Origin of the sequence: Pedobacter sp. GSP4 (assembly GCF_051857575.1) — a bacterium.
Taxonomy (GTDB): Bacteria; Bacteroidota; Bacteroidia; order Sphingobacteriales; family Sphingobacteriaceae; genus Pedobacter.
The window spans coordinates 155,179-168,409 of the sequence record NZ_JBPZIR010000010.1; the positions used below are offsets into that span (position 1 = coordinate 155,179).

Genomic DNA, 13,231 nt, shown 5'->3' on the forward strand with positions numbered 1-13,231 from the left:
TTTTTTATGGGATGCTAATAGAAAATGTAGAAGCTGGCAAAGCAGCCTCATTAATTAAATTTGCCCTTGTAAACGGCTGCCAGGCATAAAAAACCCGTTTTATTTTTAAATGTGCTGGAACAGTTAAATACACGCTGTTTTTTATAATCCTGGCCTCAGCAGCTAAATGATTGCCCTTTTCATCTTCAATTTCAAAGCCCTTTAGTACTGAACCTGTGCCAGGCAAGAGTTTTTTGTTGTGATTAAAAGTAACAGTGACTGTGTTCTGCTTTTGAAAGGCTTTTACAGCCACAGGGCCACTGGCTGAAATATTTTTATGGTAAGTATTTTTTAGCGCCAGTAAGGCCAGGCGTTCGCCTACCTCTTTTTTACGGCTAGGATGAACATTTAACGAATCGCCCAGATCGGAACTTACCGCCATTGCCGAATTGGGAATAACCGAGTGCAATTGCCGTTGCGCATCCCTGAAATATGGCCACGAAGGCCGATCGATAGCGGATAACTGTACATAATAGAAAGGTAAATTTTGCTGCCATTTTTCGCGCCAGCTGTTAACCAGTAAGGGAAATTCGCGGTTAAAAAGCGCTACATTGTGTGTATTGCTTTCGCCCTGATACCAGATGACTCCTTTTATTGGAAAACCGCTTAGTTTTGAAATACCGGCTTCATCATTATAGGCCGGTTCGTAAGGATGCCGCTGTTTGGGGTTGCTGGCATTTTTAAGGTTAACATCTGCCCTGCCGCGCGCCCAATCCTGAATAAAATCCGATCTGCGCCAGTTATTTAAAATATCAACCAGTAAATCATCATGCGTTAATGTTTTTCTGTCTATCCACGATTCGAGCGTTGAGCCACCTACCGCCATTTGAATTAAACCTACCGGGATCTGCTCATCCGAAACTATTTTTTCGCCAAAATAATAGGCTACGGCCGAAAAATTGCTTACTGCGTCCTCAGTTAGTTTCGACCAGCTGCCGGAGAAATAATTAAGCGAATTGATGCTGTTTAATGTCTGCTCATCCCACGAAACATTGTCGGTTTCGGCCAAGAGGTTAAATTTTAGCAACCTTAGGGGAAGGTTTTTGTTCAAACTTTTTAACGTAGCCTGCCCGGTGGCAGATGATTTTAAGGGAAAGGCCATATTCGACTGCCCAGCGCACAGCCAAACATCACCGATCAGGATGTCGTGGATTGAAAAACGCTGTTGATTAGCTATGATTTTCAGCTCGTAAGGGCCGCCAAATTTCATCGCTTCAAAAAACACTTTCCATTTACCCTTTTTATCAGCAATAGCGTATTTGGTGATGTGGTTAAACTGAATTTCAATCTTATCGTTTGCATTGGCTGTGCCATAAAACGGAATGGGCTGATTGCGCTGCAAAACCATGTGATCGGTAAAGAAGCTATTGAGTTTAAACCCACCATAGTTGCCAGTTATTTGGCCATAAACAGTTTTTGCAATTATACCGGCTCCGGTAACATCGGGATGAAGGTTATCGGCAAAAAGCTCTGGGCGGTTGTTTAGCGCTGTATTAAGGTCGATCAAATCAAAACCGTTTACCTGGGCCACCTGCTTAATTTTTTCCTGGATCTGATCATACCAATCGCGCGTTCCAGATTTGAACCGGGCATGACCACTAAAAATGGGGCTTAGCTTGCAGATATAAATTTTAAGCCGTGGATTTCCCAGTTTCAAACTATCAATCAGCCATTGGTAATCTGGCCGAAAATTGTCTTGATAATTGGGCCAGTTCCGCGGATCGGTATCATTTAAGCCCAGATGGATAATCGCCACATCAGCCTTGAAATTCAACGCATCCTTAAATGCTTTGGTTTCAGCATACGGATTGTGCCCTTTCTTTAACAAAGTAGCTCCGCTGTGCCCGAAATTACCTACCAGATATTGGTTGCCCAAAAGCTTTTGCAGCTGAGCAGGATACGATTCTGTTTCGGGGCTGGCCAATAAATAACCTGCTGTTACCGAATTACCGATGCAGGCAATTTTTATTTTCTGCGCATAGGCCTTGCTGCCCATCAAAAAGATCAGCACAAATATCAATCTGAAAAAAGCTTTCATCGGGGTTATTTTATAATTTCACTTACCGGAATCCGCACAAAATATAAATCCCTAACACCTTCGTAAAAGAAGCCTAGCGTTTTATCATCAATTTTGGTTAAGGATGAATAACCATAAAACTTTCTATCATCAACCAGCAGCTCATTTTTTCTGTTCCAGCTTTCGCCCAGGTCCAAACTGGCTTTTATGGTTAAATTATAGCGGTTAGCCTGCGTATTGTCGTTACCGAAAAACACCACCTCTTTTTGCTTGCCATTTAAATTCACATTGGCCTTAATAAAACTGGCCATACAAACAGGATCTTGAAGGGCATTGTACGAAGTATGGTGCTCGGTCCAGGTTTTACCCATATCGGCTGTGGTAGCCACACTTCTAAAACTTCCGCGGTTATCGCGCATGTTCAGCATTAAAACACCTGGAGTTGTTTCAATAATCTGGCTTTCGGTGGTATTGGGTTTGGGCCCATCTTCGGTTTTCCAGCTCAAACCATGATCGTTGCTGTACACCAAAGTAGAATGCGGTACGGCCCGTTCATCCCAATATTGTGCAGCAAAAACCAACTTACCATCAGCCATGGCAATACCACTGCCCGGCCCATTAAAAAATAGGTTCCAGGCCGGATCTTTGACTGTTTTGGTTATACTTTTAGGAGCCGACCAGGTTAGTCCATCATCATCACTGCTTACCAGAACCAACTGGCCTGTTACATCTTCTGATAAACCTGGTTTCGAACCTGCTATAGAGCGGTTGCCCTTGCTCCACAGGGCTGCCACCCATATTTTTTTGGTAACCGGATCAAAAAGCACAGCCGGATCGCCTACGCCATTATTTTCATTCGGTTCTCCCATATCCATAATTACTTTCATTGCCTCCCAGGTAAGGCCGCCATCCACACTGCGGCTCAAGCCTACATCGATGTTGCCCGGCAAATCTCCGGAGTTTTTATAACGGACATCGTAAACGGCAATAAGCGAACCTTTATCTGTAGTCGCTATTCCGGGTATCCTGAAAGTATTGATGCCGTTTTCGCCCGCTTTTTTTACGGCAATGCCCAATCTTTTAACGTAGCCCTGCCCTTCTTCCAGCACAGGATATTTTTTCGCATCTGCCCCTTCAACCTGGTTTACATGAAACTCGATTTTCGAATCGACATTGGCATTATCTTTAAGTTTCGCACAGAACCAAATGTAATGCATACCGGGTTTGAGGCTAAGGTTTAAATCAAAGCCCATATTTAAAGCCATTGCGTTAATGCTAATCAGTTTATTTTTCGGGGCAAAAAGCGGCTCCTGATCGGTAAAATAAACATCAATTTTTTCGATGGCCTGAGCCCCGTTTGCATTGAGCTTGGCCGATATCTTTTTAAATGAAATTTCTTTCTCACCTGCCGGAATGTAAATCAGCAACCTTAACAGTTCGTTATATTCCAATCCCTTTAAAACGGGCACCACTGGCGATGAAGCCGTAATGGTTATCCCTTTAATGGCGGTGGCCTGGACTGTAAACGAAGCCATCAGGAATAAAAAACCAAAGGCAATTGTTATTTTAATGTGTTTCATCATTTTTTCTGTTGTTTTAAGCATCTTCAAAATCATTAAATTTCGGACGCAGGAAATAAAGTTGGATCATCAGCGCGATAAATACAATGATGGATAGCATGGCGAAATCTTTGCCCAAACTCCCCGAATCGGTCGATTTTCCCAATAAATCAGTAATAAAGGCACCGGCAAATACGCCGGTCATATTCATTATACCATAAGCAGTAGCCCTGTATTTTGAAGAAACAAACTGGCAGAGTATAGGCATGTTATTGGCATCGAACATGCCGTAACCAAAACCAAAGCAAAAGGCCGCACCAATAATATTGAACAGCGAGTGCCCAAAACCGATTAGCAATAAGGAAGGAATAGTTAAACCCAAACCAATGGCACTGGTGTAAATACGGCCCTTAATGTTTTTTTGCACCCACCTATCGGATAGGATGCCGCCAAAAATTACCCCTAAAAAAGAAGAAGCCGCAATGGTAATGGTAGAAATGGGTCCGGCCTGAGCCATATCGATGCCTAAATTATTGGCAAATAAAGTTGGAAGCCAGTTTTTGGTGGCCCAGCCGGGTAAACTTGGAATGGCGAAATAAATCAGGATAATCCAAAAGGAAATATTGCTGAATAAAAGTGCCAAGCCTTTAAACAGCGAAGGTTTGATCCGGATAGATTCTGATTGGGAAACCTGAATATTTTTTTTCTCCCTTAAAAAGAATACAAGCAGCAAAGCATAAGCCATGCCTACAAAACCAAAAGCATGAAAGGTAGCCTGCCATGAAAATTTTGAGGCAATGGTAGCGCCAAAACCACCAAGGGCCTGCCCCATGTAAAGCCCCGTCATGTGGATACCAATGGCAACCGACCTTGTTTTGGCACTGTGGTAATCGGCAATTAAAGATAAACCAGCCGGAATGTACAAGGCTTCGCTAACCCCCATTAAAGCCCTAAGCCAATAAATCTGGTTAAAGGTGGTAGCATAGCCCATTAAAAAAGTAACTGCCGACCACACCAGTAAACTGCCCACAATTAACCATTTGCGGTTTAACTTATCGGCAATAATACCTGATACCGGGCTCATAAAGCCATATATCCATAAAAAAATAGCCATTAAATAGCCAAAATTTGTAGCCGATTTTAGCTCGGCAATATCCATTTGCATGGCGGGTTTCATGGTAGAGAGCATTTGGCGGTCCATGTAGTTAAGCAAGGCCACAAACCAAAGCAGAGCAACCACTATCCAAGCATATCTTTTTTCGCTCATTTCTTCGATTTTAATTGTCCAATCAGGATATTGGGCGTTCTCACTCCTGCTTTAACCTCTCCTCCGGCTATAATGACCTCATCATCTAAAAATACTGCCGTTGTGGTAACGGTACCATAAGGCAACTCGCCTTTTAAAGCTTGCCAGCTATTGCTCAGCAGATCATATTTTAGAACCGTTTTACTAAAACCGGGATGATTGGCCTGAACTTTAGCTTTTTGCTGGTTTAAGTTTTCCTTTTTTGATGGATCTTTTTCCTCGTCAATTGCCGCAATCAGTTTTTCTGCCTGATGAAAGGTTTCGCCTAAATCGCCGCTAAATACTAAAAGTTCTTTTTCTCTTGTTATGCCCGAAGCAGCAGATAACGGATAGGGCAACGATGCCTTTGCTACCCAGTTTTGCCTGGCTATATTAAAGGCAAAAACATTTTTATATATGGTACTGGTATCGCCCGGGTTTCTTTTTCTGCCTCCAATAAGGAAAAGTTCTTCGCCTTTTTCCGGATGCAATAGTACGGCATGGGATACTTGATAAGGGAGATTGATCATTTTTTTCCAACCCTCACCTGTTTTTTTCAGGTTCAGTGATAAGAACTGATTAGTTGCTCCATTTTCGGTTTCGCCGCCGGCCAGATAAATTACATCGCCTATTGCCGTTAAAGAGGCATTGGTTAAGCCCTGGGGTAAATCTGGCAGAAAACCGGTAAGTAGCTTATTCGCTTTCCAGTTGAGCAGCAGTACTTTTTGGCTTAATCCGTTTTCATTTTCGCCACCGGCCACCACTATGCCCTGCCGGCTACTGCAAACAGCACTATAGGCTAGGTTAAAGGGTAATTTTAAGGCATTAGTAACAGGCATTAGCAATAAATCGTTTGCTGTTTTCAGGTAAATAAAAACGTTGTCGTAATATTGCTTTTTCCCACCGTTCCATGGCATTTCATGGGGAAAGTTTGTTCCGCCTGCAATAAGTAGTATATGATGATCGATACCTGAAATTGCACCAGCCAGACCAATGGAAATGGGCTGCCCGGGCACTGGCGGTATTTGGGCTGCAACGCGCCAACCGATATTTTTAACGTGTTGGTGCTGCGCCAATAATTGGGGTGATATGATAGATGTTAGCAAGAAAGTAAAGTATAAAATGATGTTTTTCATTGGAATCTATTTTACCCTTATCCGTTATGAAACCATCATGAGCTATATTCGTTGCTTTATTGCTGAACGGTAAGCACATGATGAATTCTTGAATACGATTTGGCGGTTTAATAAAGATAACCATTGCCAAACATTAATATGGTTATTTTGTCACCCGCTGATAAAGGTTTATGCAATTTATTTTGACCTGAAAGCCTGAAAGTCTAAATTTTCAACGTCGGCTTTAAAATGGTTAAAAGCTGCTGCATCCATATTTTTAACCGGAAGCCTAAATCCACCACAATCCAAGCCGATCAGCTTCATGTAGGCCTTACCTGTTGCAATGCCACCGTATTTACCCAATAAGCGGATAAAATCAATCGATTTTTGTTGTAATGCTACTGCAGTTTTCAGGTCGTTTTGCTCAAAAGCCTCCATTAATTGGCTATACAATGGGGTAAGGTAGTTAAAAGTGCTTCCAACGGCGCCTTTAGCACCTAAAACCAATGCCGAAAGCATATTTTCATCGCGGCCCCAAAGCATATCGTACTTGTTGTTTTTGAAACTCATGCAAGATAGAAAGTCCATAAAATCTTCATGGGTATACTTAACGCCTGCAAAGTTTGGTATTTTACCATCAACGGCTTCGAGTAAATCGATCATGCTCAGGTTTACGCCTGTTAATACCGGAATATGGTAATAGTAAAAAGGCATATCAGGAACTTCAGCGGCAATTTCTGCACACATTTCTGCCAATACCGCTACCGATGAGGGCTTGAAATACGATGGTGCCGTAAAGGAAACTCCATAGAGGCCAATTGATGCAGCATGTTTTGCCAGTACCTTACAATCGGCCAGGCAGGTGCCGCCAAGCAAGGTCATTACCTTAAAATCAGGATCGTTTTTGCTTGCCTTAGCCCAAGCCTCGGCAACAGCTATTTTTTCATCTTTGGTTAGGGAAACTCCTTCGCCAGTTGAGCCACAGATAAATGCACCTGTAACACCATTCTGTTTTAAAAACCCGTAGTATTTCGGAATCAGTTCCAAGTTTAATTCGCCATTTTGGTTATATGGTGTGAAGGGTGCGGCAATAAGTCCCTGTAGTTTAGTATTTAACATATTGTATATCTATATAATTTAACATGATAACATTAAGAAATGCTACCAAATTTTATTTCCCTATCAATTGTCATCCTGTGGGTTAATCTATTTCGTAAAAAAATCAATATCAATGACATCCTCTTTAAGATCGTCATTTCGAGCAGACCCGATAGTAATCCGGGGCAATTTATTCCAGAACCCGAAGGCTCAGCGAAGCTAAAATCTGATTCAATAGATTTCTCCATTCCACCACCGGTGAAAAACCGGCTGGCTCCAGTCGAAATGACGATTTTCTTGTCTAAAAAGCAGGGTAACCTGGGTTCTGCACCAAAGCCCTGTTATTGGTAAGTGTGCTCCGATCTAACGGCCATAGCAATTTGTAGGCCGTTGCAGCGGTTATCGGTGTATATTCGTATACATAATTATCGCCCATGCGTCTTAAATCATACCAGCGTTTCCCTTCACCTATAAATTCGAGAAAACGTTCTTTTAAAATGGCTTCGTTTGGATTGGCATCTACCGTTTGATTTGGATAACCAAAGCTGCCCGCGCTAAAATTTGCGCCGTAGCCCCTGGCCCTAACCAGATTAATTTCGGCAACCGGACTTTCGCCCAACAATACTTTAGCTTCTGCCAGTAAAAGCAAAAGATCTGCGTATCTGTAAATCGGGAAATCGTTGGTGTAAACCCTGTTACCTGCATTTTGCTCGCCCTGGAATTTTTTAAAGAAGGCCCCGGCAATAAGGTAGGCACCGGCAGCATTTTTTGAATAGGCCGCCTGGATGGTCAGGTTTTTTCGAAGATCTAAATTGTTGAATTTACGGTAGGTGGCAATTTTGGTCGGCGCCCTTAGCAGGCCACCATAATTATCGGTAGCTACATCGAATTTACGGTTGCCCACCGAATCGTAAAAATTAACAATCAAACCGGTTTGAGGCACATAATTACCAATAAAACCTAGCGTAGCCTCATCTAATTTATTTTTAGAAGCAAATATAATTTCATTGTTGTCCTTGTTGGTGGTAGAAAAAACATCTGCAAAATTTGGCAATAGGGCTAGGGTAACATTCGATTGGATTTCGGTCAGTGCCGTTTTCGCTGTAGTGGCATCAGCAACTCCCCCACTGCGGTGTGCATTCCAAAGTGAAACCTCCGCTTTTAGCATCTGTGTTGCTGCTTTAGACCAAAAGCCCTTTTTGTTTTTGCTGTCAAAAGCATAGCTCGTTCCGAAATTAGCGTTCGATAAATCAATGTCAGCTTTAATCAATGTCATTACATCCGCTTCGCTTGAAGCCGCTTTGGCCAGGTTAGCCACATCAACCGAAGTAGTGGGCTCGGTTTGGATAATGGTTTTGCCCCAGGTCCGGTACATCTGGAAATAGTAGAATGCGCGTAAACCATAAGCCATGCCCAGGTAGTTTTTCTTTTTGGCATCGGGCAATATGCTGGTTTCGTTCAGCTTTTTAATCAGCAGGTTAATCTGGTTAATGTTGGTATAAAAACCACCAAAAGCACTCACCCCAGCATTATCTGCATCGAGTGTTTGTAGCCACATGCGCTCCAAACCCTGTGTAGCCTCGCCGGTAAAGGTTGCAGTAGAACCCGGATCGGTACCAAAAATATCTGAACGCAGCTCGCCAAGGTATTGAAAATTTGAATTGTGGCCCCTGAACCTTGCATACACACCGTTTACAAAAGCATCAAACTGATCGGCAGTTTGCCAATAACTTGCATCGCTTAAACTACTCACCGGACTTAAATCCAGGTCATTTTTACATCCGGTAAACACCAGCCCACAAAGGCTTAACATTACCAATAAATTTCTAAATATCGTTTTCATCTTTGATCGTTTTTGTGTTAAAAGCCTACCTGAAGTCCCATTATAAAAGTGCGGGGTGTTGGGTATGTTCCTGAATAAATGCCGGTAATTGTAGATCCAGATACTGGTGGCTCAGGCGATGGACCCGAAAACTTGGTGATGTACAACAAATTGCTGCCCGTTACATAAATTCTGGCATTGTTAAAGAATTTCGATTTTTGTAAAAGCCCTTTAGGCAGATCGTAAAAAAGGGTAATCTCCCTCAGGCACAGGTAATCTCCTTTTTCGTAAAAGCGCGAATTGTTTCCGTTCAAAACAGCGTTTCCGTTATTGGCACGCGTATAATTTTGTTTAGAACCGGCTACCTGATCTGCATAATAAACTTTCGGGATATCGGTAACTGTATTGGTTGGCGACCAAGCTTCAGCCTGTAGCGTGATATAGTTAAAAGTACCCTGATAGTTACCTAGAGTTCTGGCTACAAGATCGTTGTAAATGGTATGCCCTAGCGCAAAATCCCACCTATTGTAAATACCGAAACCTTTGTAACTGGCATTTAAATTAAAACCACCTGTCCATTTTGGATAAATGTTACCCAAATACACCTGATCTCTCGAATCGATAATATTATCGCCGTTTACATCCTGCCAGTTTACATCACCCGGGGTAATCCTTCCATTGGTTCCAACGGCTAAATTAGGTCCTGTAATGCCTGCAATAGCATCGGTTCTGTTACCCGCAACTGCGGCTACCTCTTCAGCATCTTTAAAAATCGAAATCTGCCTATAGCCATACATATTACCCAACGGTTGGCCTTCCTGTAAACCGCCAACCCATATTACCTGGCCCGATGCCGGATCGTAAATCTGTAAACCACCCTGCCTGTTGTTATCGTTTCCGTTAAAAGGCAATTTCAGGATCTTATTCTTTACAAATGAGGCATTGGCGCCGGCATTTAATTTCCAATCACCTTTACTGATAATTTTGGCATCAATACCCATTTCTACACCTTTGTTCTGGAAAGTACCCAAGTTGGTCCGGAAGCTCGAAAATCCGGTATAGCTTGGTAAATCCAGGTTGGTTAAAAGGTCGCTGGTTTTGCGGTTGTAGTAATCAAATATCACTGTAATTCGATCTTTCAACAAGCCCATATCTAAACCGAAATCAGTAGTTTTACTTTTCTCCCATCTTAAATCACTATTGATGATACCTGTATTTAAGAAACCTGCACTGCCATTATAATTTCCCTGTAAACTGTAAACACCCTGGGTTTCATACCTGCCCAAACCTGCAATATTTCCGTTCTGGCCGTAACTGATGCGTGGCTTCAGGCTCGAAATGAACTGACTGATTTTTGAGTTCTTAAAAAAATCTTCACGGTGCACATTCCACCCTGCAGATATACCCGGGAAAAAGCCATTTCTATTTTCGCTGGCCAAGCTGGATACGCCATCTACCCTGAATGAAGCATTAAGCAGGTATTTTTCATCAAAATTGTAAGAAAAATTGCCAAGGGTAGATAAAATTTTATACTCCGATCGGGTAGTGTTGTTATTTCCGGCCGCAAAAGTTGTAGATGCATTTCCCGTTGGAATATCATCAGTTGGTGCATTTTGACCAAATACTTGAGAACCGTACGATTTTACATCAAAATACTCTGCACCGCCCATTATGGTAAAATTGTGCTTACCGAATGATTTGGTATAATTTAAAATTCCGTTATACTGGGTCTGAAAATCCCTGTTAAAAGCGCTTATCGAGTTTCTGGTGGTACTGCTACCGGTATTCGCAAAAATCTGCGCATAGGTCTGTGTCGATTTTTGGAAAGACTGATCCAGTGTTTCGAATAAATAGGCATTACCTGTTGCCTTAAAATAAAGACCAGGAATAATATCCCACTTTACGGCAGCATTGGCCACAATCCGGTTTACCTCGTTCGATCGGTCTAACCTGCCCAACCAGTAAAGCGGATTGCCATCGCTGGTACTGTTGCCGGGATTGGCTACCGTTTTTGCTTCATCAATCCAGGGGTTAAAAGTAGGCCATATGGCTAAACTTCTGTACAGTGTATTTACCTCGCCTCCAATTGTACCCAGTTGTGAAGAAGTAGATAAAGTTACTCCCGAGCTGATTTCCAGGTTCGGCTTAATCTTGTACGATCCGTTGATATCGCCAGTGTAGCGTTTATATTTCGAACCCACAATTACACCATTTTCGTTATAGGCATCAAAAGCAGCAAAATATTTTCCTTTATCGTTACCCCCACTGGCACTCACATAATGATCTTTGGTATAGGTATTCTGAAAAACAAGGTCTTCCACTTCTCCACCGTGGTCTTTGTACATAATCTGGCCACCGTAAGGATCGTTTACCAATTGCCAGCCGCTGGGCAGCACCGTAGTGCCCGGTGTATAAGTGCGGATATCGAAACTAGCCAGATCTGCTGCGTTTGTAGAAAGTCCAAGTCCCCTCGAGCCGTTGGCCTGGGCTAAAGTTCTGCCGGCATTTAAATAGCCCAAACGGGTGTAATAAATATAATCGCCGGCGCCCATGTATTCGTAGCCTTTGCGCTCCTGGTTGTAACCTCCGGTAAATTTATAGCCAATCTGCGCGCTGCCCGATTTACCCCTTTTGGTTGTAACCAATATTACCCCATTGTTTGCCCTTGCCCCATAAATAGCAGTTGCCGAAGCATCCTTTAAGGTTTCTATCGATTCTATATTTTCAGAAGAAATATCGCTTAATGATCTGATTACTCCATCAACAATAACCAAAGGTGCCCCCGGACTGTTGATAGATGCGCCCCCACGTAACAGGATAGCAGGTGCTGCGCCAGGTTGCCCCGAAGCGGTTACCACCTGTAACCCCGGTACAGTACCCTGCAAGGCCGATGCTGCATTTGATCTTGGCGTACTGGCCAGTACATCTTTATCCAGTTTAGAAATAGAACTGGTTACACTGCGCCTGCTCTGCGTACCGTAACCTACTACAACCACTTCATCCAGGCCTTTAGTATCTTCCAAAAGTTTAACATTAACATTGGTCTGATCTTGAATAGTAATTTCCTGACTAAGGTAGCCGGTAAAACTAAACACCAATACCTCTCCTTTATTCGCTTTAATGCTAAAGGTACCGGTTGGACTGGTTGCCGTACCATTTCTTGTTCCCTTTACTACAACGGTAGCGCTGGGGATGCCCTGCCCTCCTGCATCTGTAACTTTTCCGGTAATGGTTTGCTGGGCAAATGCTGTAATGGTTGCAAACAGCAACACAAACGGCAAGCAATGCCTAATGAGTTTAAAGTAAGTTTCTTTCATAATTTGGTTATCTTATTTTGTATTATGTTATACATAATAATACTAAGTACCGATTTATTTTAGTTATTTGCAAATAATTTCTATACATTTTGAATTAGAATTTAAGCACTTAGCTTTATATTTGCCCTTAGCATAGCGATAAAGCGGATTTTACCCGAAAAAATAAATTATACATAATAATGGATAGCATTAGTGATTTTAAACAAGTGGATACCAGTTCGTTGGTAGATCGTGTAGAAGATAAACTAGTTCAGCTGTTACAGGAGCGCAAGCTTAAAGTGGGCGATAGCATCCCTACTGAACTCGAACTCTGCGCCGCTTTGGGGGTAAGCAGAACGGTTGTGCGCGAGGCTATGCTGAGGTTAAGGATGATGGGACTCATCGAATCCAAAAAGAAAAAAGGCGCAGTAATTACCAGTCCCGATCTATTTGGCATCCTTTCTAAAAGCATGAATCCACATATCCTGGATCAGGGAACATTAAAGGAAATTTTCGAGATCAGGCTGGTGCTGGAAATTGGAATGGCCGATTTTCTGTTTCAGCGCATTACCGATGAAGATTTAAAAGCGTTAAGAACCATTGTAGATAATGAGCCCGAAGCGGCACAGGATCACCTCTTCAACATCGAACATGAAATTGCCTTTCATGGTAAACTTTACGATATTACCGGCAATGAAACCTTAAGGAAATTTCAGAGCATGCTGCTCCCCATATTCGATTTTGTACACAATAGCGGGTTATTAAAAAAACAGGGACAGCTGCATAAGTTCGTATCGCATAAAGGTTTAGTGGATATATTGGAAAACGGATCGCCAGAACTTTTCCGCAATGCGATGAGAAACCATCTTGAAAACCATTTTAACCGTCTTTTCGCTGAGGATTAGGCCTCAAAAAAGGTAAGAATGTTAGCATCAAAGATTGCTTCCCAAAAATCGGAGAGCTGAGCCTGACAAATCCGAATAAAATTTCGACTTATGAT

At 42.4% G+C, this 13,231-nt stretch carries 8 protein-coding genes; 1 reads left to right on the forward strand and 7 read right to left on the reverse strand.

Translation table 11 applies throughout. The features are described 5' to 3' along the window. Positions 1 to 4 precede the first annotated feature (4 nt). From ACS5PU_RS21305 to ACS5PU_RS21335, 7 genes are all read right to left on the reverse strand, one after another. Entirely contained in the window at positions 5 to 2,077 is a 2,073-nt protein-coding gene (locus ACS5PU_RS21305; protein WP_439461190.1) for a GDSL-type esterase/lipase family protein, read from the reverse strand. Positions 2,078 to 2,082: 5 nt separating this feature from the next. After that, positions 2,083 to 3,639, reverse strand: a complete 1,557-nt coding sequence (locus tag ACS5PU_RS21310; RefSeq protein WP_439461191.1) for an exo-alpha-sialidase — start codon at positions 3,637 to 3,639, stop codon at positions 2,083 to 2,085. A 13-nt stretch (positions 3,640 to 3,652) separates the two neighbouring features. Beyond that, positions 3,653 to 4,882 (reverse strand): MFS transporter, encoded by a 1,230-nt coding sequence (locus ACS5PU_RS21315; protein ID WP_439461192.1) that lies wholly within the window; start codon positions 4,880 to 4,882, stop codon positions 3,653 to 3,655. Then, the gene (locus tag ACS5PU_RS21320) at positions 4,879 to 6,036 is read right to left on the reverse strand and encodes a hypothetical protein (RefSeq protein WP_439461193.1); all 1,158 of its coding nucleotides are present in this window, start codon (positions 6,034 to 6,036) and stop codon (positions 4,879 to 4,881) included. The genes ACS5PU_RS21315 and ACS5PU_RS21320 overlap by 4 nt, the downstream gene beginning before the upstream one ends. A gap of 177 nt (positions 6,037 to 6,213) precedes the next feature. Beyond that, positions 6,214 to 7,134 (reverse strand): dihydrodipicolinate synthase family protein, encoded by a 921-nt coding sequence (locus ACS5PU_RS21325; RefSeq protein WP_439461194.1) that lies wholly within the window; start codon positions 7,132 to 7,134, stop codon positions 6,214 to 6,216. 280 nt (positions 7,135 to 7,414) lie between these two features. Further along, positions 7,415 to 8,956: a SusD family outer membrane lipoprotein NanU gene (gene nanU / locus ACS5PU_RS21330; protein ID WP_439461195.1), complete on the reverse strand. Its 1,542-nt coding sequence runs from the start codon at positions 8,954 to 8,956 to the stop codon at positions 7,415 to 7,417. A 17-nt stretch (positions 8,957 to 8,973) separates the two neighbouring features. Beyond that, positions 8,974 to 12,252, reverse strand: coding sequence for a SusC/RagA family TonB-linked outer membrane protein (locus ACS5PU_RS21335; protein WP_439461196.1), 3,279 nt, complete (start codon positions 12,250 to 12,252; stop codon positions 8,974 to 8,976). A 179-nt stretch (positions 12,253 to 12,431) separates the two neighbouring features. On the opposite strand from ACS5PU_RS21335, the gene ACS5PU_RS21340 reads away from it, so the two are divergent. After that, the gene (locus ACS5PU_RS21340) at positions 12,432 to 13,136 is read left to right on the forward strand and encodes a FadR/GntR family transcriptional regulator (RefSeq protein WP_439461197.1); all 705 of its coding nucleotides are present in this window, start codon (positions 12,432 to 12,434) and stop codon (positions 13,134 to 13,136) included. Positions 13,137 to 13,231: the final 95 nt, after the last annotated feature.